Consider the following 25,533-nt stretch of genomic DNA (forward strand, 5'->3'; position numbering starts at 1 on the left):
GCGAAACAGGATTGACGACGGACATGGGACGACCGACCACGACACGCATGAAATGGACGATATCGATGACGGGCCTGACGATGGCGCTGACGGGTTGTGTCAGCATCAATGCGCCGGACAAGCCGATCGAGATCAACCTGAACATCAACGTGAAGCAGGAGGTCGTCTACCGGCTCGACAATCAGGCCAAGACGGTGATCCAGTCAAACCCAGGGATTTTCTGATGCGTACGTGGAAGATGGCGGCGATGCTCGCCGCGGCAGTTTTGCTTGGAACCGCCGGCGTCGCGCTGGCGCAGGACGACTGGAAGGCCGCGCGCGCCGCCGGGCAGATCGGCGAGCAGCCCGACGGCTATCTGGGCGTGGTCGGTGCGTCGACGCCGGCGCTGGCGGCGCTGGTCGCGCACGTCAACATCCAGCGCAAGTCGGTCTACACGCGCGAGGCGGCGGCGAACAATGCGACGGTCGAGGACTTTGCGTTCACGTCGGGGTGCAACCTGATCGCGAAGACGTCGCCGGGGGACAAGTATCGCGCGCCGGGCGGCGCGTGGAAGACGCGTGGGGCGGGTGCTCCGGAGCGGGATTCGCGCTGCCTTTAATATAGTCCAAACGATCAAACCCTCCCGTTCGGGCTGAGCGAAGTCGAAGCCCCCTGCGTAGCGCAAGGCCCTTCGACTTCGCTCAGGGCGAACGGGGGGGGGGGGCGGAGCGCGCTGCTACTTCCGGGAGGGATCGGCGCGGTGTTACTTCGCCTCCGCCAGCAGCGCCTTGGCTTCCGCACTCGTCCAGTCCATCCCGCCGGTCGAGCGCCATACTTCGTGGCCGGTCGAATCGAACAGGATGCTCATCGGCAGGCTCGCTTCATAGGTGACGCTGAGCGCGACGTTCTTGTCGAGATAGGGTTTGAGCCGCTTGAACCCGTTCTTCGCGAAATACGCGTCAATCGTCGGGCGATCCTTGTCTTGGCTGATCGCGGCGACGGTGATGTCGGCGGCGGCCGCATCCAGCGTTGGCATTTCCTTGACGCAGGGTCCGCACCACGTCGCCCACAAATTGACCAGCACCGGCTTGCCCTTGAACCGCGCGAGCGTCATCGGCTTGCCGTCGGGGCCTTCGAAGCTGACCGACGGCGCGGGATCGCCCTTGTGGGTGCGGTCGATCTTGTCGGCTTTGGGGGCTGCTGCGACCGGCGCGGATGCCGTCGGCGTCGCCTCCGCTTGCCGGTTGCCCGAGACTTGCTTATCGCAACCCGCAATAAGCCCTAGCAGCAGGACCGGGACGATCGCCGAGCGGAACGAAGAGATGGTCGATGCAGACATGAACGAAACATCCAATGCGATGTGGGGCGGACGCTTTGCCGAGGGTCCGGCTGCGGTCATGCGATCGATAAATGCCTCGATCCCGTTCGACAAGCGGCTGTGGCAACAGGATGTCGCGGGATCCAAGGCGCACGTCGCGATGCTCGGGCAGCAGGGCATCGTCTCCGCGGACGACGCCGCGACGATTTCGGCAGGGCTCGACACGGTCGCGGCGCATTATGCCGCGCATGGCGTGACCGAGGACATGGTCCTCGAGGACATCCACATGCAGACCGAGGCGCGGCTTGCCGAGGTGATCGGGCCGGTCGCGGGGCGGCTCCACACCGCACGCTCGCGCAACGATCAAGTCGCGACCGACTTCAAACTGTGGGTGCGGGACGCGATCGACCAGGTCGACGCGGCGCTCGGTCAGTTCCAGGATGCGCTGCTGACTCGCGCCGCGGAACATGCCGCGAGCGTGATGCCCGGTTTCACGCATCTGCAAAGCGCGCAGCCGGTGACGCTCGGCCATCACCTGATGGCGTATCACGAGATGATCGCGCGCGACCGCAGCCGCTTCGCCGATGCGCGCGCGCGTGGCAATCTGTGCCCGCTCGGGTCGGCGGCGTTGGCGGGGACGGGCTTCCCGATCGACCGCGAAATGACCGCGCAGGCGCTCGGGTTCGACGGGCCGACGCGCAATTCGCTCGACGGTGTGTCCGACCGCGACTTCGCGCTCGATTACCTTACCGCCGCGACGCAATGCTCGCTGCATCTTAGCCGGCTGGCCGAGGAATTCGTGCTGTGGGCGTCGCAGCCGTTCGGCTTCGTCTCGCTGTCGGACCAATGGTCGACCGGCAGCTCGATCATGCCGCAGAAGCGCAACCCGGACGCCGCCGAACTGGTGCGTGGGCACGCAGGCCGCATCCTCGGCTGCATGACCGCGCTGATGGTGACGATGAAGGGCCTGCCGCTCGCCTATTCCAAGGACATGCAGGACGACAAACCGCCGGTGTTCGAGGCGCACGACCTGCTCGAACTGTCGATCGCGGCGATGACCGGGATGGTCGCGAGCGCGACGTTCAAGACCGAGCGGATGCGGCAAGTCGCGGAATCGGGCTTCGCGACCGCGACCGATCTGGCCGACTGGCTGGTGCGCGAAGCGGGCGTGCCGTTCCGCGAGGCGCATCACATAACGGGGCAAGCGGTGCGCCGCGCGGAAACGCTGGGCGTGATGCTCGATGCACTGTCGCTCGACGATCTGCAGGCGATCGATACGCGGATCGACGCGCGCGTGTTCGACGTGCTGAGCGTCGATGCCTCGGTCGCGAGCCGGACGAGCTTTGGCGGGACCGCCCCCAGCAACGTGCGCGCCGCGGTGGCGGCGGCGCGGGAAGGATCGCATCGATGAAACGCTTGGCTCTCGGGTTTGCAGTGGGCGGGTTCGGAGCTGCGCTCCTGCTGTCGGGTTGTGGCGCGTCCTCTGCGCTCAAACCGGCGGAGGGGCAGCCGCTCCCGGTCGCGCCTTATGGGGCCAAGGCGACACCGACACCCACGCAGTTGCTGACCCCCAGCAACCAGGCCCGACCCGAACGCAGCGATGAACTGCTGAAGAATTCCCAGGAACGGCGCGGCGACGAATTCGACTTGCCCCCGCCCAATTGATCGGCTGATTTCATGGATCATTTTGCTCTCGTCGACGGCGTGATGCACTGCGAGGGCGTGCCGCTGCCGGCGATCGCCGAAGCAGTCGGCTCGCCTGTCTATGTCTATTCGTCCGCGACCTTCCAGCGGCATGCGCGCGTGTTCCGCGAGGGGCTGGCGGCGGCGGGCGACGTCCACCTCGCCTATGCGATCAAGGCCAACCCCAACCTCGCGGTGCTCCGCCTGCTCGCCAATGCGGGGTACGGCGCGGACGTCGTCTCGGGCGGCGAACTCGCGCGCGCGCTGGCGGCGGGGATTCCGGCGGCGGACGTGGTGTTCTCGGGCGTTGGCAAGACGCGCGAGGAACTGGTCCGCGCGCTCGATTGCGGGCTCGGCCAGTTCAACCTCGAGCTCGAGGAAGAGGGCGTCGTCCTCGCGCAACTCGCGACCGAGCGTGGCGTAACCGCGAACGCGACGCTCCGCGTCAATCCGGACGTGGATGCGGGTACGCACGCCAAGATCTCGACCGGCAAGCGCGAGAACAAGTTCGGCGTGCCGATCGACCAAGCGCCGGCGATCTTCGGGCGGCTGGCGGGGTTGCCCGGGCTCAACCTGCGCGGGATCGCGGTGCATATCGGCAGCCAGCTGGGCGATCTCGCGCCGATGGAAGCGGCGTATCGCCGGGTCGGCGCGTTGATGGCCGAGTTGCGCGGTGCAGGGCATATGATCGACCGGATCGATCTCGGTGGCGGGCTCGGCGTGCCGTACCGCGAGGGCGAGGTATTCCCGAGCCCCGCCGACTTCGGCGCGATGGTCGCGCGGGTGACGCGCGACTGGGGCGTCACGCTAATGTTCGAGCCCGGGCGCGTGATCGCGGGGAATGCGGGTGTGCTGCTGACCAAGGTCATCTGGGTCAAGCCGGGTGTCACCAACCCCTATGTCATAGTCGACGCGGCGATGAACGATCTCGCGCGGCCTGCCCTGTACGATGCGTGGCATGACTTCGCGGCGGTGCGCCCGAACGGGCGGCGGATGATGGCGAATATCGCGGGTCCGGTGTGCGAGAGCGGTGATACCTTCGCGATGGGGCGCGACATCGACGAAGTGGTGAGCGGCGACCTCGCGGTGTTCCGGACCGCGGGCGCTTACGGTGCGACGATGGCGAGCACGTACAACAGTCGGGCGTTGGTGCCCGAGGTGCTGGTCGATGGCGATCGCTTCGCGGTGGTCGCGGACCGGATCAACCCCGAGACGATCCTTGCCGCGGAACGCCTGCCCGAATGGCTCAAGCCCTCGGCATGACGCTCCACAGTCTTCCGCTGTTCGTCCGGCTGGCGGGGCGACCGGTGATGCTGCTCGGCGAGGGCGAACCCGCGGATGCCAAACGGCGGTTGCTCGAGCGTGCGGGCGCGGTGATCGTCGGCGAGGCGGCGACCGCTTCGCTTGCGATCGTGGCGATCGAGGATGATCTTGAAGCGCGCGGCGCGATCGATCGGCTGAAGGCACGCGGCGTGCTGGTCAATGCGGTCGACCGGCCCGACGATTGCGACTTTACGCTGCCTGCGATCATCGACCGCAGCCCGGTGCTGATCGCGATCGGGACGGGCGGTGCATCGGCGGGGCTGGCGGCGGCGTTGCGCCAGCGGCTGGAGGCGATGCTGCCCGCGACTTTGGGGCCGCTCGCCGACCGGTTGAACGCGATGCGGGGCGCGATCCGGCTGGTGCTGCCCGCGCTCGACGATCGTCGGCGCGCGCTGGGTCGGGCGTTCGCGCAAGGCGGGCCGCTCGACCCACTGACGGCGGCACCCGAGGCGGTGCCGGGGTGGCTGGTCGATGCGACCGCCTCACCTGACCGGCTGGTGACGATCCGGCTGACGTCGGACGACCCGGACGACCTGACGCTGGGGCAGGCGCGTGCGCTGGCGCTGGCCGACCGGATCTATGCGCCTGCGGCGACGCCGTCCGCGATCCTCGACCGGTCGCGCGCGGATGCGGTGCGGATCGTATCCGAGGTGCCCCCGGTCGAAGGCGAAGCGGGGCTGACGATCTGGATCACGCCGGCATGAGCGGATTTGCGTACCGGGTCGCGGAAGGGAAGGCCGAGCGGCTCGACATCGCCGCGGCGATGGAGGCGACCGGCGAGCTGATCTGGATTCACCTGACCAGCAACGACGAGCAGGCGCAAAGCTGGCTCGGCGAGACCGCGGGCTTGCCCGACTATGTCGTCGACGTGCTGACCACGACCGAATCGCGCCCGCGCTGCGATGCGCTGGGCGAGGGCGCGTTCCTCAATTTGCGCGGCCGCTCGAACGAGGAAATGACGGCGTCGGACCCGCTCGCTTCGGTGCGGATCTATGCCGTCGCGGGCCGGGTGTTCTCGGTGACTCGGCGGACGCTGACCGCGGTCGACGACGTGGTGAAGTCGGTCGAGGGCGGGACGATCGCGGACCCGGGCGATCTGATCGCCGAATTTGCCAGCGCGATTACCGAGGAACTCGATCCTGAAGTCGGCCAGTTGGGGGATGAGCTCGACGATTGCGAGGCGGATCTGGATGCCGACAAGGTGTTCGAACTGCGCCGCAAGGTGACCAAGGTGCGGAGCACCGCGATCGGCTATCGCCGCTTCGTCCAGCCGCAGCGCGCCGCGCTCGAGAAGCTGGCGGCGCTGCCGTGCGACTGGTTGCACGACGATGACCGGCTGCATCTGAACTCCGCCGCCGATCGTGCGGCGCGGATGGCGGAGGAATTGGAGGCGATCCGCGAACGCTCCGCGCTGATGCACGAGGCGCTGACCGATCTGCGCGCGGAACAGATCGATTCGCGCTCGCTGCTGATTTCGATCGTTGCGCTGATTTTCCTGCCGCTGACGTTCCTGACCGGGCTCTACGGGATGAACATCGAGGGGTTGCCCTTCGCCAAGGAGCCGTGGGCGTTCGATGTGATCGGGGGCATTTGCATCGCGATCACGGTGGGGATCATCGGCTATTTCAGCGCGAAGCGGTGGTTCGGGTAGCAGGGCTTCCTTCGGGAGACCTCTGCGAACATTGAGTTGCGGACCCGGCATTACCGTTTTCCCGCGAAGGCGGGAATCCAGCGCCAAGCAGAACAACGGCTGACAGCTTTCGCGACTCCTGGACTCCCGCCTTCGCGGGAGAACAGCTATGGTTTTGCAAAGGCCATGCCTTCGCGGGAATGAAGGGACTAGGGGGGTGGTGGAGTCCCCTGAAGCCAACCGTTACGCCGCGCGCGCGGTGCGCCAGGCCTGGCCGATCTCGTCGAGCGTGTCCGCGACGTCGCGGAACGGCGTTGGATCGTTGCCGACCGCGGCGTTGACGACCGTCATCCGCGTGCCCGCATACAGCCGGGCGAGCGCAGGGGCGACCGTGCCGCCATTGTCGAAATCGAGCCCGGCTTCAAGCGCGAACAGGATCGCGGTCGCGCGCGTCACCTTGTCGCTCTTCATCTTGTAATTGTTGTTCTCCGCCGCCCAGGCGGCGCCGCGGAGCGCCCGGATCGCCTGGTCGTAGAGCAACTGGACGAGCGCCGGGCCATCCGCCTCGGCGGTCTGGCCCGCGACTTCGATCTGGCGATAGGTCGCTTCCGGGTTGCGGCCGAAGGGCGACGCGTAGGCGAGCGTCATGAGGACTTGTTCCACTGATCGATCTGGTTCTGCAACTGCGTCTGGGTCGCCTTATACGCCGCGACCTTCGCGTCGGAGGCGGCATATTGCTTGGTCAGCCGCTCCTTGTAGACCGCAGCGTCGGACGTGACCTTCTCCTCGGCGACCGAAACCTTGGTCTTGGCGGCGGTGTAGAGCGCGGTGCTGGCGACGAGGCCGGTGACCTCGGTGCGGCCGTTGATGACCGTCTTCCTGCTGACTGCGGCAGTCGAGATGGCGTTGAGCGCGGCGGAAATGCCGCCGCCGGTCGCGCCGGTGCCATCCGCGAACATCGCCTCGACCGCGTCGGGGGTCTTGGTGAGCGCAGCGGTGAGCTGCGCTGCGTCGACGCTCAGCGTCCCGTCCTTGTTGGTCTTGACCCCGATGCCGGACAGCGTGTTGGGCGCACCTGCGGCACCACCGGTGGTAAGCGGGGTCAGCGTCATCCCGCGCAGCGAGCGCAGCAGGTTGGTCGCGCTGAAATCGTTGCGCAGCGGGCCCGATGCGGCGTCGGTCTCGGTCTTTAGTTCAGCGAGCAGCTGATTGTAGGTTTCGACGAAATCGTTGACCGCCTGGGTCAGTCCCGCGGTCGGCGTCGCGCTGCCGAGCACGACCGGTTTGCCCGCGGCGGTGACGCTCGTGAGCGTGAGCTTCACCCCGTCGACCAGATCCGAGATCGTGTTGCTCGAGCGTTCGACCGGAGTGCCGTTGATCGACAGCTTGGCGTTGGCGGCGGATCCGGTGATCGTGCTGGCAGGCGCACTGCCACCGACGTTGAGCTGCGCCAGTCCGGTCGAATCGCCGCTGAGCGTGAACGCCTTGTCGGTGCCGGTGGGCCCTTTCAGCGAGAGCCGCGCCTTGCCGTCGGTATCGGTGACGATCGTCGCGGTCGTCCCGCTGTTCGCGGCGTTGATCGCCTTGGCGATTCCGTCGAGCGTGTTGTTGGTGGAATCGATCGTGATCGCGAAGCTCTTGGTGTCGCCGGTCAGGCCGGAGACGGCCGCGTCCTGTGCGGTGCCGAGCGTCAGCGTCAGCGTGCCGGTGCCGACCTCGGCGGAGCGGCTGGCGAATTTGGTCGTGTTCGTCGACGTCTGTGCGGTGGCGAGCTGGGTTACCTCAACGAATGCCGACAGGCCCGACAGTTTGGCACCCGACAGCGCGCTGGCGGTGAGGACACTGGTGTCGCTGCTGGTCGGCTGGGTCTGGAGGCTGCCGCCCTTGACCAGCGTGGTGAGGGCCGTGGCGAAGCTGGTGATGCCGCTCTGCACCTTGGCGACCGAGGAAATCTGCGCGGTGAGCGTGGTGTCCTGCTTGGTGAGCTGCAGGTTCTTGGACGCGAACTGCGCCTGGGTGAGCGAGGCGACGAGGCTTGCGGTATCGACGCCCGAGCCTGCGTTGAGCGAGTTGAGCAGCGACTGGCCGATCGTGGTCGAGCCGGTCGTGGAGGTGGCGCTGGTCGTGGTCGTCATGTGGTCGGTCCCATCGCTCTGCTCTCAAGGTAGAACGGCGGGGGCGGCGGAAACTTTAGGGGTTTTCCGCTTTTTCTGCCCCCTTACGCCGCCTGAACACCATTCTCGTCGTAGCGCGCGGTTTCGGGGACGAAGATCGGCGGCGGCAGACCACCCGCCTCGGCGTTGAGGCCGAACACGAACGCGAGCACGGTCGCCAGCGCGACATACAGGTCGTCGCGGACCTCCTGCCCTTCGCGGCTGGTGTAATAGACCGCGCGGGCGAGCGCGGGATATTCGAGCACCGGGATCTGTGTTTCCGCACCCAGTTCGCGGATTGCGAGCGCGACCACGCCGCGGCCCTTGGCGACGACCACCGGGACCTGGTCGTTCATGCGGTCGTAGCGCAGGGCGACCGCGAAATGGGTCGGGTTGGTGAGGATGACATGTGCTTCGCCAACACTCTTGCGCATGCTGCGCATCGACATCTCGCGCTGCCGCTGGCGCAAAGCGCCCTTGGCTTCGGGCGAGCCTTCGGTTTCCTTATTCTCGTCGCGGATCGCCTGTTTGGACATGCGCAGCTTGCTGAGGCGCTGGAACAGCTGGAGCGGAACGTCGATCCCGGCGATCGCGACCATGCCGAACGCCATCGTGAACAGCACGGTGAGGAACGTTCCCGTGAGCGCCGCCACCGCGGTGCTGAAGCTGCTCGACGACAGGCCCATCGACATGTGCGCGACCTGGCCGAGCAGATACCAGCCGATGCTGCCGAGCAGCGCGACCTTGAGCAACGCCTTGCCGAGTTCGATCCACCCCTGCGGGCCGAAGATCCGCTTCAGTCCCGACGCGGGGTTGATCCGCGACGCCTTGGGCGCGAGCAGGCTGCCGTTGAACCCGATGTGGCCGAGCCCCGCCTGGCTGAGGATCGCCGCGACGAAGCTGATCGCGAACAGCGATATGAGCGCGGGCGCGACCTTCCACCCGCTTTGCGCGAGCGGGCGGAAGGGTTCGAAATCCTCGATGTCGCGGTGATCGAACGAGAAGCTCGCCGCCATGATCTCCTTGCACGCGCCCACCAGCGACGGCCCCATCACCGCGAGCCACGCCATGCCCGCGAGCATCATCAGCGCGGTCGCGAATTCGCGGGATTTGAGGATGTCGCCCTTCTCGACCGCGTCGCGCTTGCGCTTCGCGGTCGGGGCTTCGGTCCGCTCGCCGCCTTCCTCCGACATCAGCCGAGCACCAGGCTCTGGGCGGCGGCGAGGCCTTCCTGGACGATCACCAGCATGTAATCGCCCATCGTCGGGAAGGCCATTGCGAGCGCGATAACGCCGACCGCGAGGCTGGCGGGCATGCCGACCGCGAACAGGTTGAGCGACGGGGCCGAGCGCGAGATCATCCCCACGATCAGATTGAGGCACAACAGCAGGAACCCGACCGGCAGCGCGAGCAGGAGTCCTGCAAGGAACGTATAGCCGCCGAACAAGGCGATATTCTCGAGCTGCGCGGGTTTGAGCCAGGCGGCGCCGGGGGGCAGCGCGTCGTAGGATCTGACGATCATCTCGACCAGCACGAGGTGCCCGTTGACGCTGAGAAACAGCAGCGTGAGCATCATCGTGAAGAACTGGCCGAGCGCCGGGGTCGACTTGCCGTTCTGCGGGTCGATCGCAGAGGCGAAGCCGATCCCCATCGAGGTGCCGATCAATTCGCTGGCCAGCGCAGGCGCGGCGAAGGCGATCTGCAGGATGAAGCCGATCGCGAGGCCGACGAGCGCCTCGGCTGCGACCGCAAGGATCGTTGCGAGCGCGAAGATGTGCTCGGGCGGGGTGATGGTCCGCGACCCCAGCACGAGCACGCCGATCGCCCCCGACAGCGAGACGCGCACGACCAGCGGGATCGACACCGCACTGAACACGGGTGCCGCGATGAACGCCGCGCTGATGCGGACCATGACGAAGATCAGCGCCCACATCTGGGGCTCGATCGAGAGGCCGAGGCCTAGCGGGCCCATTGGCACTCCGGGCTGGCGAAAGTGCCCTTACCTTCCGTTCGGGCTGAGCGAAGTCGAAGCCTCATGCGCTGCGCAGGCCCTTCGACTTCGCTCAGGGCGAACGGATGGTGGGCGCGTGCAAGCCCTTCGACTTCGTTCAGGGCGAACGGAGGTCGGACACGGGCGATCATCGCACCAGATCCGGAATCCGTTCGAAAATGCCGATCGTGAAGTCGCTCAGCAACCCGATGATCAGCGAGCCGAACACCAGCAGCGAAATCCCCACCACGATCAGCTTGGGGACGAACGACAAGGTCTGCTCGTTGATCGACGTTGCCGCCTGGATCATGCCGGTCAGCAACCCCGCGAGCAGCGCGGGGATCAGGATCGGCGCGGAGGCGAGCGCGAGCACCCACATCGTCTGATGCGCGACCGTCAGGAAATATTGTGCGTCCATCGGATCAACTCACGAACGAATTGGCGAGCGACCCCATCGTCAGCGCCCAGCCGTCGACGAGGACGAACAGCAGCAGCTTGAACGGCAGCGAGATGATCGTCGGCGACAGCATCATCATGCCGAGCGACATCAGCACGGTCGCGACGACGAGATCGATCACGATGAAGGGCAGAAACACGAGGAAGCCGATCTGGAACGCGGTCTTGAGCTCACTCGTCACATACGCGGGGAGCAGCACCGAGAAGGGGATGTCCGCGGCGTTCTGGTACGGGCCGCTCTTGGCGATCCCGGCGAACATCGTGATGTCCTTCTTGCGCGTTTGCTTCGCCATGAAGGCGTGCAGGGGGACGCCGCCCGCCTTGATCATGTCGGTCGCGCCGATCCGGCTCTCGGAATAGGGCTGGATCGCGACTGCGTTGATCTGGCTGATGACGGGCGCCATGATAAAGAACGACAGGAACAACGACAGGCCGACCAGCACCTGATTGGGCGGGGTCTGCTGGAGCCCCAGCGCCTGGCGCAGGATCGACAGCACGATGATGATCCGCGTGAAGCTCGTCATCATTAGCAGGATGCCGGGGAGGATCGTCAGCAGCCCCATGACGATCAGCAACTGAAGGCTGAGCGACAGCGGCGCGTTGCCGCCGCCGAGATCCTTAAGCGCACGATCCGCCGCGTCACCCACGCCGGGGGCGGGGGCAACGGGTGCGGCCGCAGCGGCGGCGGTCTGGGCGAGCGCGGGATGCGCCAGGACGACTGCGAACAGGATCGCGAGCGCCACGAGCAGCAGCTTGCGCCAGTCGAAACGAACGCTCGTGATCACGCCGACGGACCTCCGCGATCGACCAGCGTGATCCCGGTGCGGCTGACCGAGACCAGTAGCCGACGCCCTTCGAAATCGAGCACCGCGAGCCGCACGGTCGGCGAGATCATCATCGTCTCGGTGACCTTGAGCAGACGGTTGGCGGGCTGCCCGGGCATCCGCGCCTCGAACCGACGCCACAGATACAGGCAACCGATCATCAACCCGCAGACCAGCGGGAGCAGGATGACGAGCTTGAGGACATAGGACCACATCATGGCGCGTCAGGCCCGCTTCTCAGGGGAAACGAGCTCGGTCATGCGGACGCCGAAGCGATCGCCGACCATCACGACTTCGCCGCGGCCGATCAGCGTGCCGTTGACGAGCACGTCGAGCAGCTCGTTCGCCTGGCGGTCGAGCTCGATCACGCTGGTTTCGCCCAAAGCGAGCAGTTCGCGGAGCGTCAGCGAGGTCGAGCCGATCTCGACCGTCAGCTTGACGTCGACATCCTGCAACAGGCGGAAGTTCGCCGCCAGGCTGGCATCGAGCGGGAAGCCGCTCGACGGGGTTGAACTCATGTCGCTCATTGCAAATCGCCCCTGAAGTCGCTGTCGATGTCGTAACAAATCGTGTTGAGCTTGATCGCGGCCTTGCCATTCGACGTGCCGACGGTGCCGAGCGCGAGCCGGTCGCCGCCGACCATCACGGGCACGTCCGAGCCGACGTTGATCGGGATCACGTCGCCTTCCTTGAGCCCCATCAGCAGGCTGAGCGAGACCATCGGCTCGGCGAGGACCGAGCGGATCGGGAAGCGCACGTCCATCACCGCGCGGGTCAGGCCGTTGCGCCAGCTCGGATCGGGTTCGGCGGTCTTGCCGTGGACCTTGCCGGTCAGCGATGGGCCGTGCGGCTTCAACGCGGAAACGGGGTAGAGCAGGTCGAGGAACACCGGCTTGGCGGTATCGACCGCGATGCCGAAGCGCGTGATGACGAGCGCATCGTCCGCGTCGAGATTCGCGAGCATCGCCGGATTGAGTTCGACATGCCCGGGGGTGAAGCTGAGCCGCGCGAGCGGTTCCCAGGCGGCGCGCATCGGTTCGGCGAGCAGCTTGCCGAGCTGAGTCACCATCACCTCGGCGGCGGGGGTGAACTCGGTCGGAAGTTGCGCAGGGGCGTGGCCGGTGCCGCCGAAGAACAGGTCGAGCAATTCGAGCACGAACCGCCCGTCGAGCACGGCGAGCGCCTGGCCGGCGGGCTGCCCCGATGGCTGGCTGCCAAGCGTCATCGCCATCGGCAGCCACGCGGTCAGCCCGTCGGGGCGTTCCGCGCGGTAGTCGGCGAGCCGCTGGACGACGAGCGGCTCGGCCCAGGTGCGGCATTCGCGGCGCAGCAACGGCTCGAACACCCCGCGCACCCCGCGCGCGAGCCGCGCCGACAGATGCTGGACGGTGTGCAGGTCGCCGAACGGGTTGAGGTTGGTGGCCCCGAGCGCGACGTGCTGCGCGCCCCCGCCCTTGGCAGTGCCCGCGCCCGTGCCTCGCGCCCGTCCGCGGCGTTCGTCCGCCGTTGCTGATGCCTCGTTAACCATGCGTCACTGAACAACAAAACTGGTAAAGTAAACGTTACCGACCCCCCCAAATCCTTCCTTTTCCTTGAGAGTATCGTTGATCGCCTTGGCGACGCGACGCTCCAGCTGGCGCTTGCCCTCGCTGGTGAAGACCTGATCCTCGGTGGTGTCGCCGAGCGCCATCAGGATCGACGAGCGCACCGCGATCTCGTTGGTCTTGATGTTCTCGATCACCGAATCGTCGTAAGGCGTCGACACGGCGACCCCGACCTGGACGAAGTGGACGCTGTCCTGCAGGTTGGAGGTGAATTCCTTCTCCATCGCGTAGTAATTGGAGGCGTATTTGTCGCCGCCGGTGCCGATCGGGGGCTTGTTGGCCGCGGTCGCATGGCCTTCGCCGCCTTCACCACCCTCACCGACGCGCTTCTGCTCGCTCTTGGGGACGAGACGCGGGCCTTCGGGCTCCGAATGCTTGCCGCCACCGCCGATGAATCCGGCGTTGACCGCGAACAACGTGCCGCCGATGCCACCGCCGACCAGCGCGAGCAGGCCGACGACGATCAGGATGATCTTCATCATCCCGCCCTTCTTCTTTTTCGCTTTCTCTTCGACGATCTCACTCATGCTCTGCTTCCTTGGGGGTTACGCGAGGCGCTGGTCCTCGGGGGTTTCTTGATCGCGCTGCGCCCGCGCGGCCGCGCGGGGCGGCTGCTGCGGGGCATTGGGGCGCGACTGGGATGGGTTCTGGGATTGCGGTTGCGACTGGGATTGGGGCTGGCCCTGTCCCTGTGCTGGCGATTGCGACGACCCCGGGTTGGCGTCGGTCGCGACGCTGGTTCCCGCGATCCGCACGCCACGCTCGGCGGCGAGTTCGGTCAGGCGCGGTTGCGCGTCGGCGATCAGCGCGCGCGTGGCCTCATGCTCGGCGGTGAAGCTGACATGGATTCGCTCGCCCACCTGTCGCACCGCAACGCCCACGCTGCCGAGCGCGTCGGGGACAAGCCGGATCCGCGTGTCGCGCGAATCGGCGTCGTCGCGCAGCACTTCGATATGGTCAATCATCCGCTGCACGCCGCTGTCCTGCGTTAGGTCGAGCGGCGCGCGCTGCGCTGTGCCGGTCGGCTGGACGGACGTCGTGCTGCCGAGGTCAACTGCGGTGGTGAAGCCGAGCGGGGGCGTGGGCGCTGTGGGGTCGGTGCGCTCGGCGGCGGGGCGGTCGCGCCAGGTCGTCGCGGAGGCCAGTGCGGCGGCAAAGACCTGCCCGGCGGGTTGCGGGGTGGTGGAGACGGCGATCACGGGTCCGCTGCTATGCTCCAGGCGGACCGGTACGGCGTCGGCGCGCCCGGGGGCGTCGGGCGTCACGGCGGCGGTGGTTGCGGTGGGGCTCGGCACGAGTGTTGCGGTTGCCGCTGGATCGGCAGGGATGATTCCGGTCGGCAGCGCCATCGGCGTCGGTGCTGGCGGTGTTGCAAAGGTGCTGCCGGGTGCAGGCGCGGCAATCGCCGGGATCGGCGTGGCGGGCGTAGATGTTGCGGGGGGCAGCGCCGCGACGACAGGTGCGGATACGGCGGGCGCCGAGCCCGTGTCGCGATTGGTCGTGGGCAGCGCCCCGAGGGCAGCGAGGAACGCGTGGTCGGACGACAATACGCGGCGCACGCGCGCCGGGGCGGTTGGCGCTGGGGGCATATTATCCGGCGCGACCGGCGTGACCGGGGCGCGAGCCAAGGACGGAGCCGTGGTGCTGGCGGGTGCGGGAGCGAGCTGCGCGCGCGAGGCGGGGAAGCGGGAAGCCAGCGCGTCCGATGGTGCCGAAGCGGGCGTGGGCAGTTTGATCGATGGGGTGGGCTCTTGCCGCACGTCCGACGTGGCAACGTCCGGTTTGGCGGGGGAGGTCGTCACCAGTGACGAGTGCGTCGACGCTGTCGGGGTAGTGCCCGGAATGACGACCGACTGATCGGCTGCCGTAGCAACCGGCGTCGCGGCGGGGGTCGGATTGTCCCGACGCTGCCCGACGGGAGACGCCGTGACCATGGCAGACGTGTCCTGCGACGGCTCCGCGTCGGTCGCGGGATCGGGGCGGGGGGTGGCGACCGGCACGGCGGCAGGAAGCGGGATCGGGGCGCTGGCAGGCAGGGTGGGCGTCGACCGTGCGGCTATCCCCTCGGGCTTTGCTGCGTCGGGTGCGGCCAGGGTGGCGTCCGCACCCTCGTCGGCTGACCCCGGGAGCGGCACCGCAACCGATCCGCGTGCGGCTTTGGCGGCGACCGGCATCGCAAGCTGGGCGGCGGCGCGCTCGAGCGCGGTGCGCAACGATACGGGCGTGCGGGGCGGGGCGGCTGGCGTGGCGACGGTCGCGCGCCATGCCGGGTTGGCGAGAAGCTGGAACGCGGGTTCGGCAGGCACTGCGTTGCCGTCGTCGGCAAGCGGTTGCCGGTCGAGCGTGCCGGCTGCCAGCAGCCTGCCGTTGGGCAGCGGTCCCACCAAACCCAGGATGGGGAGGGGTAGCGCCGTGGCGGGCGGCACGGCGACGGTGGCGGTGACGGCGGCGGGCGAGGGCGCGGCGATCGATGGTGTCCCTGCCAGCAGGTCCCCGAGCGTTTGCGCGAACTGCCCCGCCATCCCGGGCACGCCCGTCACCGACGCCGGCGTAGCGGGCGCTGGCGAAGACGCCGCCGTGGCGGTTGGGAACTGCAAGGTGATCAGGTCGGTCATGCAGGCATCCAGCGGGGCCGGAAGCGGCACCCGTCAGCGGTTCAGCAAGGATCGTGCCGGATCACGCGAGACGGTGGCATGGCCTCCATTTCGCGCAATTCCTTGAGCGCGGCCTCGGCATCGGCGCGCGCGATCAGCTTCTCGATCGCGCTCTGGTCACGGCGCGCCTCGCGCGTGGCTTCGGCGGCGCGGGTCGCGACCGCTTGCGCGGCGCGCAGGCGGCCCTCGGCGGCTTCGGCGGAGCGGTGGAGGCGTTCGCGGAAATGCGCGGCGGCGCCCAGCGCGGACGCGCCGATGGGTGCGACGGTCGGCGCGACGTTCTCGGACAGCTGGACGATGCGGCCGTGGAGCGTCGTCTCCGCGTGCGCCTTGTCGCGCGCGCGCGCTTCGTCGGCCTGGACGAGCCCGAGCTGCAAGGTGCGGACGCGCAGCAGCCGGTCGAGCTTGGACTTAGGCATCGCCGAACACGCCAATCAGTTCGATCGCGGAATCGCCGAGCGAGACGGTCTCGTCAGGATCCTGCTTGATATATTCGAGCACCGCCGGATGGCATGCAATCGCGGCGTCGATCGCCGGATCAGCGCCCGAGCGATACGCGCCCATCAGCACGAGATCGCGATTTTCCTCATAGGTCGCGAGGTGGCGGCGCAGCACGCGCGCGGCGCGCTGATGCGGTTTGTCGACGATGTCGGTCATCACGCGGCTGACCGACGGGCCGAGGTCGATCGCGGGATAGACGCCGCGTTCGGCGAGCTGCCGCGACAGCACGATATGCCCGTCGAGGATCGAGCGCGCGCTGTCGACGACCGGGTCGTTGCCGTCGTCGCCATCCGCGAGCACGGTGTAGATCGCGGTGATCGACCCGCCGCTGTGGACGTCGACGCCCGCGCGTTCGATCAGATTGGGGAGCATCGCGATCGCGGACGGCGGATAGCCGCGCGCCGAGGCTGGCTCGCCCAGCGCCAGGCCGATCTCGCGCCCGGCGTGCGCGACGCGGGTGAGCGAGTCCATGATGAGCAGGACCTTCTTGCCCTCGGCGCGGAACGCCTCGGCAATCGCGTGGGTGCGCAAGGCACCCCGGATGCGCAGCACCGGCGAATGGTTGGCGGGGACCGCGACGACGACCGAGCGCGCGCGCGCCGCACCCGCGACCTTGGTTTCGAGGAAGTCGGCGACTTCGCGGCTGCGTTCGCCGATCAGGCCGATGACGACGACATCTGCTTCGGCGGCGCGGACGATCATCCCGAGCAGCACCGACTTGCCGACGCCCGACCCCGCCATGATCCCGATCCGCTGGCCCTGACCGACGGTGAGCAACCCGTTGATCGCGCGGACGCCGACGTCGAGCGGCTCGAGCACGCGCCCGCGATCGAGCGGCGACTGCATCTTCCCCGCGAGCGGCCAGCGCCCGGCACCGCGGATCGGGCCGAGCCCGTCGATCGGCTTGCCCGTGCCATCGACCACGCGCCCGAGCAACGCCGCGCCGACCTCCGCCTCGCCCGGCGCGCCGAGCGGGCGGACCGGGGCTTGCGGGAGCAGAGCGGCGGGGCCGCCGAGGTTCATCAGCAGCGTGCGCCCGTTGCGGAAGCCGATCACCTCGGCCTCGACCGCGGCGGTGCGGTCACCGACCTGGCAGACGGTGCCGACGGGAACGGTGAGGCCGACCGCTTCCATCAGCAGGCCGTCGAACGAGGCGAGGCGGCCCGAGACCTTGGGGCGCGGCGTGAAATCGGGGACGACGAGCGCATCGAGATAGTCGCCGGTGAAACGGTTCAGCATGCGGCGGGACCTTGGGCGGGCGGGGCTTCGACTGCGCTCAGCCCGAACGGGTTGGAGAGGGTGCTCTCATACGGAGCAGGACGAAGTGCCGGGATAAGGCCCTGCCTATTGCTATGCCCTTCCGCATTCCCGTTCGCCCTGAGCGCAGTTGAAGGGCACCTTGCAGCAGAGAACGAGGTGTGCGGTGCGGGCGGAGCTTCGACTGCGCTCAGCCCGAACGGATTGGGAGGAATCCCCTCGAAGCCTATGCGGGACTGCACCCCGGATGTCGGACGAAGGGGTGCCATCAGTGCGTCGGTACCGCGACGCGGTCGATCGCCGCGCCGAGTTGTTCGATCCACAATTCGGGGCCGTCCTCGACGATCGTCGACGCGCTCTCCAACAGGAACGATCCGCGCGTGATCGCGGCATCGCCGATCGCGAAGACCTGCTTGGGCAATTTGCCCTCGAGCAGCGCGACGTCGGCCGGATTTACTCGCAGCATTGCGGATTCGGTCCCGTCACTGAGCAGATCCGCGGCGGAATCGATCCGGCGCGCGAGCAGTTCGGGCGAAATCCCGACTTCGCCGACGATCTGCGTGACGAGGAACATCACGGTCTGGCGCAACCGGCGCGCGGTCGCTTCGCGGTCGAAGCGTTCGCCCGCCTGGAGCGCGGCGGCGAGTTCGGTGAGCAGGCGGTGGTCGCGTTCGACGTTCGCGGCGACTTCGGCGAGCGCGGCGTCCATCCCCTCGGCATAGCCCGCCGCGTGCGCCGCGAGCACCGGATCGACGAACGGCGTCGTGGGCGTGGCCTCCGCATCGAACGGGTCCCAGCCTTCGGTCGGGTTGGTATCGCGGTCAGCGGGGGAAAAGTGCCGCGGGCCTTCGGGTTTGGGCGCGAAAACGACTGGGGCGCTGCTGCCGCCCGCTCGTTCGCGCAGGTCGGCGGCGGCGAACCCGCCCGCCACGCGTGGCGCGAACGCGGCCTTGAGCGCATCGGCGATGCCCTGACTGCGCGGCGAGAAACCGGCGACGAACTCAGACATAATCGTCCTCGCCTGCACCCATCTGGATCGTGCCGTCCTTGGCAAGGTTGCGCGCGATCTGGATGATGATCTTCTGCGCATCGAGCACTTCGGAGAGCTTCATCGGCCCGCGCGATTCCATCTCGTCGCGAATGCCGTCGGCGGCGCGGCTCGACATGCAGCCGAGGAAGCGTGCGCGGATGCTTTCGTCGACGCCCTTCAGGGCGCGCGTCAGCACGTCGCTGTCGATGTTGCGGATCAGCGTGCCCAGATTCTTGTCGTCGAGCTCGAGCAGATTGTCGAACACGAACATCGCTTCCTCGATCGCCTTGGCGACGTCGCGGTCGATCTTGAACAACTTGGGCATGACGCGGAGTTCGGTCGCCTTGCGCCCGCTCGACAGGATCTTGGCGGCGTCCTTGGTGCCGCCGAGCGTGACGCCCGCCTGCGCCTTGCCGGTGCTGGTGCGGTTGGCGAGCATGGTCTTGAGCGTTTCGACCGCCTCGGGCGTGATCGGCCCGAGCCGTGCGAGCCGGTGGAGGATGTCGGGCTGGACCGCATCGGGCATCAGTTCGAGCACCTGCGCGCCGATCGTGGGGTCGAGGTTGGCGATCAGGACGGCGGCGATCTGCGGGTGTTCCTTCTCGATCATCGACGCGATCTCGCCCGCGTCGAGCCAGTCGAGCAGGTCGAGCTGGCACGCGTCTTCCGCGGGGACGATGCGCGCGAGGACGCTGTCGGCCTTTTCCTGGCCCAAGGCGCGCGTCATCACCGCCTCGATCCGCGGGCGCGGGTCGAAGCCGATCGCGGTCCGCTCGCGCGCATGGCCGACGAAATCGTCGAGCACGTCGGCCACTTCGGCTTCGCTCACGTCCGCCACCGCGAACATCGCCTTGCCGAGCTGGCGGACTTCCTCGGGATCGAGCTTCTGCAGGATCGACGCGGCTTCTTCCTCGCCAACGAGCATCATCAACACCGCGGCGCGCTCGACGCCGGTGTAGCTGCGGACCGCAGGCGTCATGACTTGATCATGTCGCGGACCGCGAGCGCGGCGCGTGCGGGATTGTCGCGGGTGAAGCCACGGACCATCCCGATCCGCTCGTCATAGCTGCGCGCGCCTTCCAGCGCGTCGATCGTGACGGGCTCGCCGGTCTGCGGCGCGGCGGGCCCGCCGCCAACTTCCTCGCCGAGCATTTCGCGCGGCAGGACCGTGCCCTCGGCGGAGGCCTCCTTCTTCTTGCCGATCGCCTTCACGAGCGGCCGGACACCGAGCAGCAGCACCAGCAGCGCGACGATGATCGCGGTGAGGTTGCGCGCGACGACCGGGAGCCAGCCGGCTTCGTACCACGGCTGCTTGTCGTCGAGCGCCGATGCGCCTGCGAACTTGCGGCTGATGACGGTGACGACGTCGCCGCGTGGCTGGTTGTAGCCGACCGCGCTTTGCACCAGCTGCGTGATCTGCTGGATTTCCATCGTACCGCGCGGCTTGCCGGTCTCGGGATCGCGCAGCAAGACCGCGACCGACAGATGCGTAATCGCGCCGGGGGCGGTGCGGCTGACCGACACTTCCTTGCCGAGATCATAGGCGCGCGAATATTGGTCGCTCGCTTTCAGCGCATCGCTGACAGCACCTGCTGCCGCGGCGGCGGGGCCGGTCGCGACGCCAGGGGTGGTGGCACCGGGTGTCCCGGGGGCACCGGCGGGTGCCGCAGGCTGGGGTGCGGTGAGGGTCGAGGCTGGCGGCGGGGTGTTCGAGAGCGCGCCGGGGATGCCGCCGGGCGCTTGCCCGCCGTCCTTGCCGTTGCTGGTCCACTGGCCCTGTTCGACGCGAAGAGCACCGGTCTTGTCGTAGCTTTCCTTGGTCGCCTGCGTCTCGTTGAGGTCGACGTCGGCCTGGACTTCGGCGGTGAAATTGCCCGCACCGACCAGCGGGGTCAGCAACTGGTTGATCTGGGCGCGGTACTTTTCCTCGACGCGGCGCTGGAACGCGATGCGCTCGTCGGTCGCGGCGCTGATCGCGCTTTCGTTCGCGCCCTTGGTGAGCAGACCGCCCATCTGGTCGACGATCGTGACGTTCTCGGGCTTCATCCCCGGCACCGACGAGGCGACGAGGTTGATGATCGAGGAGACCTGCGCGTCGCCGAGACTGCGGCCGGGCTGGAGCTTGACGATCACCGAGGCGGACGGTGCGGCATTGTCGCGGACGAACACCGAGGCTTCGGGGGTGGCGAGATGGACGCGCGCCTCGGCGATCGCGTCGATTTCCTGGATCGAGCGGGCGAGTTCGGTCTCGCGCGCCTGGCGCAAGCGTTCGCCCTCGACCGCGCGCGAGACGCCCATCGGGAGATTGTCGAGGATCTGGTAGCCGCCGGGGGCCGCCTTGGGCAGGCCCTGACCCGCCAGCAGGATGCGGGCGCGCGAGAAGTCTTCCTCGTTGACGGTCACCGCGCCGGTCGAATCATCGATGTGCGACTTGATGTTGGCGGTGGTCAGCGCGGTGGTGACCGAGCCCTTGTCGGCATCCGACAGCCCGGAGAACAGCGTCTTCTGCGTCGGGGTCGCGAGCATCATCCACGCGGCAGCCGCGGTGGCGAGCAGACCGACGAGCAGGACCATCGGCAAGCTGCGGCGGACCGCAGGCTGCGCGAGCAGGCCCTGCATCTGCGCGAGCGGATTGGCGAACCGCTCTGGCACGAGCGACGCGACGCTGGCGGGCAGCTGCGGCTGGGGCGAGGGGGTGAGGGCGTTGCTCATGTCAGACCGGCATGCTCATGATGTCCTTGTAGGCGGACAGTAATTTGTTGCGGACTTGCAGCGTCGCCTCGAACCCGACCGACGCCTGCTGGCGCGCGAGCATCACCTTGGCGATGTCGACCGTTTCGCCGCGCTCGTAGCTTTCGCTGAGCTTGGCGGCCTGCGACTGGCCCTGGTTGACGTTCTCGAGCGCGGTTTGCATCGACTGGGCGAAGCTGGCGGGCTTCGTGTCGGCGACCGGGGTTGCCGCAGGCGTCGCGCTGGCGCGCGCGAGGGCCTGGTTGCGTTCGAGAATCTGCGCGCGGAGCGCCATGACGCGGTCGATCCCGCCCGCGCCGCCGATGCCACCCACGCCGCTCATGCCGACACCGCGGTGCGGTCATGCGCGCGGATGATGTCGTCGCCTTGTTCGCGCGCCTTGGCCAATCGGTAGCGCAAGGTGCGCTCCGAAATGCCGAGCCGCTTGGCGGTCTCGATCCGGCTGCCGTTGCACGCGGCGAGGGTTTCACGGATCGCCTGGAATTCGTGCATCTGGACGATGTTGCCGAGCGTCGCGGGGGCCTGCACTTCGTTGACCGCGATCGTCGTGCGCGCGCTGGGGCGGTCGAACACGATATGCTCGGGCAGGATCGTGTCGCCGCCCGCGAACAGCAGCGCGCGCTGGAGCACGTTCTCGAGCTCGCGGACGTTGCCGGGCCAGTCGTGCTGCGACAGCAGCTCGATTGCCTCGGCGCACGGCCAGGGGATCATCGTGCGGTTGCCCGCGTGGCGCAGGATCAGCGTCGCGACGAGCGCGGGGATGTCCTGCACGCGGTCGGCGAGCGGCTTGGTGGTCAGCGGGAAGACCGACAGGCGGTAATAGAGATCGGCGCGGAAGCGGCCTGCGACGACTTCGTCCTGCAAGTCGCGGTTGGCGCTGGCGATGATGCGGACGTCGATCGGCTGCGGCGTGGTCGCGCCGATCGGGATGATCTCGCGCTCCTGCAACGCGCGGAGCAGCTTCGACTGGAGCAGCAGCGGCATTTCGGCGATTTCGTCGAGCAGCAGCGTGCCGCCGTCCGCCGCACGGAAGAAGCCTTCGCCGCCCGACGAGGCGCCGGTGAAGGAGCCCTTCTGGTGGCCGAACAGCAACGCCTCGAGCATCGTCTCGGGCAGAGCTGCACAGTTGATCGCGATGAAGGGTTTGGCGGCGCGGTTGGATTTCAGGTGGATCGAGCGCGCGAGGACTTCCTTGCCGGTGCCGGTCGGGCCGTTGATCAACACCGTGATATCGGCGGTCGCGACGCGCTCGGCGAGCGTGTGGAGCGCGAGGCTTTCGGGATCGGCGGCGGTCGGCATGTCCGAATCGGCGAGCAATGCGCGGACGAAGCCTGCGCCGACTGCGGCGTCGGTTTCGTCATAGGAGACATAGGCCGGGCTGCCGTCGCGCGACGGCATGATCACGCGGCCTTCATGGCCGAGGATGACGGTGCGCGCCGACACCGGCGGGGTCTCGCCCGCGGCGATGAGGTAGAACTCGCCGGGCGTGCGCTTGCCGTCTTCATACGAACCGATCGTGAAGCCCTGCGCGCGCAGGCACGACACGAGTGCATAATGCTGCCGAAGAATCGCGGCGGATGGAACGATGGATCGCATGGAGCCCCCTCTGGTTGATTCGGGGAATGCGGTGTCGCTAGTAAATTCGGCGTTAAACCGGTCGCCAAACCGGCAATTATTTTCCGCTTTGCCGCCCGATGTTTGGCGGCACCGACACAAATGCGAAAAAGAGTCGGGAGGCGCTTAAAGCCCGCCGGAAACGGTCGTTACCATGCTTGGCGGCTCGGCTCTCCGATAGGGGGCGGCGGGATTGCCGGACCCATTTGGAGACCTTCAATGACCGTTATCGGAACCAACGTCGCCGCGCTCAAGTCGAGCAACGCATCGAACGCAGCCAACAGCGCGCTGCAGACCAGCATCGAACGCCTGTCGACCGGCAAGCGCATCAACTCGGCCAAGGACGACGCCGCCGGTCTGGCGATTGCCACCTCGTTCACCTCGCAGATCAAGGGCCAGAACCAGGCGATCCGCAACGCCAACGACGGTATCGCGCTGGCGCAGTCGGCCGACAGCGCGCTCGGTGAAGCCACCAACATTCTGCAGCGTATCCGTGAGTTGGCAGTGCAGTCGGCTTCGGGCACGTACAGCGGGGACGGCACCGAAGGTAAAGAAGGCGACCGCGGCAATTTGCAGGCAGAAGTCGTAGAATTGAAGAAGCAGCTGGTCAGCATCGCCGGAAGCACGTTCAATGGCGTCAAATTGTTCGATGCGACAGATGGCGTGAGCGTCAAGATTCAGACGGGTTCGGATTCTTCCGATCAGGTTGATCTATCGATCAAGGCGCTGAACCTCGACGCGATTTCCAACGACAGCACTGGCGTCGATATCTCGAAGGTAGGTAAGGCAAACACTGCAGCTGCTGGGGACGCTTCGAACGGCGAGGGAGCGCTCGGTGCCCTGGACGCGCTCGATGCTGCGTTGAAGCAAGTCAACACGACTCGTGCATCGCTCGGTGCCGGCCAGAGCCGTCTCTCGTCGGTCGTCAACACGCTAACCTCGAGCGTCGCCAACCTGACCGACGCGAAGAGTCGGATCGAAGATGTCGACTTCTCGACCGAAACGACCAACCTCGCCAAGTCGCAGATTCTCAGCCAGGCATCGACCGCGATGCTCGCGCAGGCGAACCAGTCGCAGCAGGGCGTGCTGAAGCTGCTCGGCTAAACCAACCGGTCCCGTCGCCCGTCCCCCTATCCTGGGTGGCGGGGCCGACCGGGCCATCCCCCGCCTTTCCTTTATTGGGCAGCACCGCGCGGGGGGCGGTCTCAGATTACCCCGGTGGTCGTGCGCGACTGCCGGGGTTTTTTGCGTGTGGGGGATCCCAAGCTCCGCGGACCTCAAGATTAGCGCTTCCCCGGCGAAGGCCGGGGCCCAGTTGCGGAACAGAAGATTGCTGGCGACTGCGCGCCGTTACCTTGGCCTTCGCTCCTGGGCCCCGGCCTTCGCCGGGGAAGCGCAGTAGAGAGAGACGTGCGGCGCACTGACACCGCGCGGATCACCTCGGACGCTTGATCTCGAACAGGTTCGGCCAGTTCTTGCCCGTCACGTACAGCCGGTGCGCGGCGCGATCGTAGGCGATCCCGTTGGGGACCGAATCACGATCCGCCAGCGCGACCTTGGCGATCAGCGGGGATACGTCGATCACCCCGACGACGCGGCCGTTCGCGGGGTCGATCCGCGCGATGTACGGCGTCATCCAGATGTTGGCGTAGATCTGCCCCTCGACATATTCGAGTTCGTTAAGTTGCTCGACCGGGCGGCCGTTGGCGGTGACGGTGAGGCGACGCACGACCTTCTGCGTGGTCGGGTCGAGGAAGCGCAGCACCGGCGTCCCGTCCGACAGGATGATGTTGCGCCCGTCGTCGGTCATCGCCCAGCCTTCGCCGGTGTAGGTGAACTTGCCGGTCTGCTTGAGGCCGGGGAGGCTCCATTTGAACCCCTGGCCGCCGTGCCAGGTCACGCTGAGCAACTGGTTGCGCCACGCGACGATCCCCTCGCCGAACAGTTGAGGCGCGAGCTTGACGCTGGCCAGCACGCGTCCGGTCTTGAGATCGACGCGGCGGATGTCGGACTGCCCCTCACGGCCCGTGCTTTCGTAGAGCGTGCCGCGGTCGATCAGCAGTCCTTCGGTGAAGGCGCGCGGATCGTGCGGGTAGGTCGCGACGATCTCCGCCTGGGCGACGGGCAGCGGTGCGGGTTGCGCGGGCGCGGGGACGGCTTGCCACGACCAGGCAGCGGCGAGGAACAGGGAGGCTATCATAAGGGACGAACCAATCGGACGGCGGTTGCGATCCACGGCGGATCGGTGACGATTTGCTGGCGGCTGCCGGAGCCGAGCGGTAGCAGATGCAGCCGGGTGCCGTCGCGGTCGATCAGCCGCCCGAACGCGAACCGTCCGGCCGGACGCGGTACGAGCACGTCGCGGTTGAGCGCGCGCGCGAAATGATCGGGCGACAGGCGTTCGCACCAGATCTCGTCGCCCGCACGGTAATCGCCGATGCTCGCGACGACGCTGACCGCGATATGGTCGGGAGTCGCGACGGGGGGCGCGATCGTCGCGGACCGGCGCGGGGCATAGGCACCGTCGGGGTCGAGTAACACGGCGACGGGAATGTTGGGCTGGTCGGGCAGGCGTACCAGATCGGCAGCGCGCACCCCGAGCGCATCGGCGATGCGGTTGAGCCAGCCAACCGATACCGTGCGCGTCCCCGTTTCGAGCCGCCCGATCGTCTGCGCGGTGGTTGGCGGGACGCATGCGCGCGCGACGTCGTCCAATGTCATGCCCTTGGCGCGGCGAACTTCGCGGATGGCGGTGATCATACGCGT

The 25,533-nt window shown here is 67.7% G+C and carries 29 protein-coding genes; 8 read left to right on the plus strand and 21 right to left on the minus strand.

Going from position 1 to position 25,533, the window contains the following annotated elements; translation table 11 throughout:
- Positions 1 to 47 precede the first annotated feature (47 nt).
- Positions 48 to 224, plus strand: a complete 177-nt coding sequence (locus ABIC17_RS01685) for a YnbE family lipoprotein (RefSeq protein WP_354278921.1) — start codon at positions 48 to 50, stop codon at positions 222 to 224.
- Positions 224 to 598 (plus strand): YdbL family probable chaperone protein, encoded by a 375-nt coding sequence (locus ABIC17_RS01690; protein ID WP_354278922.1) that lies wholly within the window; start codon positions 224 to 226, stop codon positions 596 to 598. The genes ABIC17_RS01685 and ABIC17_RS01690 overlap by 1 nt, the downstream gene beginning before the upstream one ends.
- A 144-nt stretch (positions 599 to 742) precedes the next feature.
- Here the strand turns inward: ABIC17_RS01690 and ABIC17_RS01695 are convergent, their stop codons facing one another.
- Positions 743 to 1,318 carry a TlpA family protein disulfide reductase gene (locus ABIC17_RS01695; RefSeq protein WP_354278923.1) on the minus strand — a complete coding sequence of 192 codons (576 nt, stop codon included), beginning with the start codon at positions 1,316 to 1,318 and terminating at the stop codon, positions 743 to 745.
- A gap of 19 nt (positions 1,319 to 1,337) precedes the next feature.
- On the opposite strand from ABIC17_RS01695, the gene argH reads away from it, so the two are divergent.
- From argH to ABIC17_RS01720, 5 genes are read left to right on the plus strand one after another with little or no spacing between them, the layout of a single operon-like run.
- Complete coding sequence (gene argH / locus ABIC17_RS01700) at positions 1,338 to 2,708, plus strand: argininosuccinate lyase (protein WP_354279432.1); 1,371 nt, start codon at positions 1,338 to 1,340, stop codon at positions 2,706 to 2,708.
- On the plus strand, positions 2,705 to 2,962 hold the full coding sequence (locus tag ABIC17_RS01705; RefSeq protein WP_131532770.1) for a hypothetical protein: 258 nt from the start codon (positions 2,705 to 2,707) through the stop codon (positions 2,960 to 2,962). Before argH ends, ABIC17_RS01705 begins: the two co-directional genes overlap by 4 nt.
- Before the next feature lie 12 nt (positions 2,963 to 2,974).
- On the plus strand, positions 2,975 to 4,243 hold the full coding sequence (gene lysA, locus ABIC17_RS01710; protein WP_354278924.1) for a diaminopimelate decarboxylase: 1,269 nt from the start codon (positions 2,975 to 2,977) through the stop codon (positions 4,241 to 4,243).
- Positions 4,240 to 5,007, plus strand: coding sequence for a precorrin-2 dehydrogenase/sirohydrochlorin ferrochelatase family protein (locus ABIC17_RS01715; protein ID WP_354279433.1), 768 nt, complete (start codon positions 4,240 to 4,242; stop codon positions 5,005 to 5,007). Before lysA ends, ABIC17_RS01715 begins: the two co-directional genes overlap by 4 nt.
- Positions 5,004 to 5,954 (plus strand): zinc transporter ZntB, encoded by a 951-nt coding sequence (locus ABIC17_RS01720; protein WP_354278925.1) that lies wholly within the window; start codon positions 5,004 to 5,006, stop codon positions 5,952 to 5,954. Before ABIC17_RS01715 ends, ABIC17_RS01720 begins: the two co-directional genes overlap by 4 nt.
- Before the next feature lie 222 nt (positions 5,955 to 6,176).
- Here the strand turns inward: ABIC17_RS01720 and ABIC17_RS01725 are convergent, their stop codons facing one another.
- The 18 genes from ABIC17_RS01725 to ABIC17_RS01810 all read right to left on the minus strand — a co-directional run bounded on the left by ABIC17_RS01725 (position 6,177) and on the right by ABIC17_RS01810 (position 22,749).
- The gene (locus ABIC17_RS01725; protein WP_354278926.1) at positions 6,177 to 6,581 is read right to left on the minus strand and encodes a flagellar export chaperone FliS; all 405 of its coding nucleotides are present in this window, start codon (positions 6,579 to 6,581) and stop codon (positions 6,177 to 6,179) included.
- Positions 6,578 to 8,068 carry a flagellar filament capping protein FliD gene (fliD, locus tag ABIC17_RS01730; RefSeq protein ID WP_354278927.1) on the minus strand — a complete coding sequence of 497 codons (1,491 nt, stop codon included), beginning with the start codon at positions 8,066 to 8,068 and terminating at the stop codon, positions 6,578 to 6,580. The genes ABIC17_RS01725 and fliD overlap by 4 nt, the downstream gene beginning before the upstream one ends.
- Before the next feature lie 83 nt (positions 8,069 to 8,151).
- A complete protein-coding gene (locus tag ABIC17_RS01735) occupies positions 8,152 to 9,279 on the minus strand; it encodes an EscU/YscU/HrcU family type III secretion system export apparatus switch protein (RefSeq protein ID WP_354278928.1) in 1,128 nt (375 codons plus the stop codon).
- Complete coding sequence (gene fliR, locus ABIC17_RS01740; RefSeq protein WP_354278929.1) at positions 9,279 to 10,058, minus strand: flagellar biosynthetic protein FliR; 780 nt, start codon at positions 10,056 to 10,058, stop codon at positions 9,279 to 9,281. The genes ABIC17_RS01735 and fliR overlap by 1 nt, the downstream gene beginning before the upstream one ends.
- Before the next feature lie 166 nt (positions 10,059 to 10,224).
- Positions 10,225 to 10,494: a flagellar biosynthetic protein FliQ gene (locus ABIC17_RS01745; RefSeq protein ID WP_354278930.1), complete on the minus strand. Its 270-nt coding sequence runs from the start codon at positions 10,492 to 10,494 to the stop codon at positions 10,225 to 10,227.
- A 4-nt stretch (positions 10,495 to 10,498) separates the two neighbouring features.
- Positions 10,499 to 11,317: a flagellar type III secretion system pore protein FliP gene (gene fliP, locus ABIC17_RS01750; RefSeq protein ID WP_354278931.1), complete on the minus strand. Its 819-nt coding sequence runs from the start codon at positions 11,315 to 11,317 to the stop codon at positions 10,499 to 10,501.
- On the minus strand, positions 11,314 to 11,574 hold the full coding sequence (locus tag ABIC17_RS01755; protein ID WP_277970522.1) for a FliO/MopB family protein: 261 nt from the start codon (positions 11,572 to 11,574) through the stop codon (positions 11,314 to 11,316). Before ABIC17_RS01755 ends, fliP begins: the two co-directional genes overlap by 4 nt.
- A gap of 6 nt (positions 11,575 to 11,580) precedes the next feature.
- Complete coding sequence (gene fliN / locus ABIC17_RS01760; protein WP_010161280.1) at positions 11,581 to 11,883, minus strand: flagellar motor switch protein FliN; 303 nt, start codon at positions 11,881 to 11,883, stop codon at positions 11,581 to 11,583.
- A complete protein-coding gene (locus ABIC17_RS01765; protein ID WP_354278932.1) occupies positions 11,880 to 12,884 on the minus strand; it encodes a flagellar motor switch protein FliM in 1,005 nt (334 codons plus the stop codon). Before ABIC17_RS01765 ends, fliN begins: the two co-directional genes overlap by 4 nt.
- A 3-nt stretch (positions 12,885 to 12,887) precedes the next feature.
- On the minus strand, positions 12,888 to 13,487 hold the full coding sequence (locus ABIC17_RS01770; protein ID WP_354278933.1) for a flagellar basal body-associated FliL family protein: 600 nt from the start codon (positions 13,485 to 13,487) through the stop codon (positions 12,888 to 12,890).
- A gap of 18 nt (positions 13,488 to 13,505) precedes the next feature.
- Positions 13,506 to 15,575 carry a flagellar hook-length control protein FliK gene (locus tag ABIC17_RS01775; RefSeq protein ID WP_354278934.1) on the minus strand — a complete coding sequence of 690 codons (2,070 nt, stop codon included), beginning with the start codon at positions 15,573 to 15,575 and terminating at the stop codon, positions 13,506 to 13,508.
- A 41-nt stretch (positions 15,576 to 15,616) separates the two neighbouring features.
- Complete coding sequence (locus ABIC17_RS01780) at positions 15,617 to 16,033, minus strand: hypothetical protein (protein ID WP_354278935.1); 417 nt, start codon at positions 16,031 to 16,033, stop codon at positions 15,617 to 15,619.
- Positions 16,026 to 17,354: a FliI/YscN family ATPase gene (locus tag ABIC17_RS01785; protein ID WP_354278936.1), complete on the minus strand. Its 1,329-nt coding sequence runs from the start codon at positions 17,352 to 17,354 to the stop codon at positions 16,026 to 16,028. The genes ABIC17_RS01780 and ABIC17_RS01785 overlap by 8 nt, the downstream gene beginning before the upstream one ends.
- A 286-nt stretch (positions 17,355 to 17,640) precedes the next feature.
- On the minus strand, positions 17,641 to 18,381 hold the full coding sequence (locus ABIC17_RS01790) for a FliH/SctL family protein (protein WP_354278937.1): 741 nt from the start codon (positions 18,379 to 18,381) through the stop codon (positions 17,641 to 17,643).
- Complete coding sequence (gene fliG / locus ABIC17_RS01795) at positions 18,374 to 19,381, minus strand: flagellar motor switch protein FliG (RefSeq protein ID WP_354278938.1); 1,008 nt, start codon at positions 19,379 to 19,381, stop codon at positions 18,374 to 18,376. The genes ABIC17_RS01790 and fliG overlap by 8 nt, the downstream gene beginning before the upstream one ends.
- Positions 19,378 to 21,114 (minus strand): flagellar basal-body MS-ring/collar protein FliF, encoded by a 1,737-nt coding sequence (gene fliF / locus ABIC17_RS01800; RefSeq protein WP_354278939.1) that lies wholly within the window; start codon positions 21,112 to 21,114, stop codon positions 19,378 to 19,380. The genes fliG and fliF overlap by 4 nt, the downstream gene beginning before the upstream one ends.
- Position 21,115: 1 nt before the next feature.
- On the minus strand, positions 21,116 to 21,475 hold the full coding sequence (gene fliE / locus ABIC17_RS01805) for a flagellar hook-basal body complex protein FliE (protein ID WP_354278940.1): 360 nt from the start codon (positions 21,473 to 21,475) through the stop codon (positions 21,116 to 21,118).
- Positions 21,472 to 22,749 carry a sigma-54 interaction domain-containing protein gene (locus tag ABIC17_RS01810; protein ID WP_354278941.1) on the minus strand — a complete coding sequence of 426 codons (1,278 nt, stop codon included), beginning with the start codon at positions 22,747 to 22,749 and terminating at the stop codon, positions 21,472 to 21,474. The genes fliE and ABIC17_RS01810 overlap by 4 nt, the downstream gene beginning before the upstream one ends.
- A gap of 237 nt (positions 22,750 to 22,986) precedes the next feature.
- Here ABIC17_RS01810 and ABIC17_RS01815 point away from each other — a divergent pair, with 237 nt between their 5' ends.
- The gene (locus ABIC17_RS01815) at positions 22,987 to 23,871 is read left to right on the plus strand and encodes a flagellin N-terminal helical domain-containing protein (RefSeq protein WP_354278942.1); all 885 of its coding nucleotides are present in this window, start codon (positions 22,987 to 22,989) and stop codon (positions 23,869 to 23,871) included.
- 331 nt (positions 23,872 to 24,202) lie between these two features.
- Here the strand turns inward: ABIC17_RS01815 and ABIC17_RS01820 are convergent, their stop codons facing one another.
- Both ABIC17_RS01820 and ABIC17_RS01825 read right to left on the minus strand, forming a co-directional pair.
- Positions 24,203 to 24,967: a glutaminyl-peptide cyclotransferase gene (locus ABIC17_RS01820; protein ID WP_354278943.1), complete on the minus strand. Its 765-nt coding sequence runs from the start codon at positions 24,965 to 24,967 to the stop codon at positions 24,203 to 24,205.
- Positions 24,964 to 25,527 carry a helix-turn-helix domain-containing protein gene (locus tag ABIC17_RS01825; protein WP_354278944.1) on the minus strand — a complete coding sequence of 188 codons (564 nt, stop codon included), beginning with the start codon at positions 25,525 to 25,527 and terminating at the stop codon, positions 24,964 to 24,966. Before ABIC17_RS01825 ends, ABIC17_RS01820 begins: the two co-directional genes overlap by 4 nt.
- Positions 25,528 to 25,533 lie beyond the last annotated feature (6 nt).

The organism is Sphingomonas sp. PvP056 (assembly GCF_040549155.1).
Lineage (GTDB): Bacteria > Pseudomonadota > Alphaproteobacteria > Sphingomonadales > Sphingomonadaceae > Sphingomonas.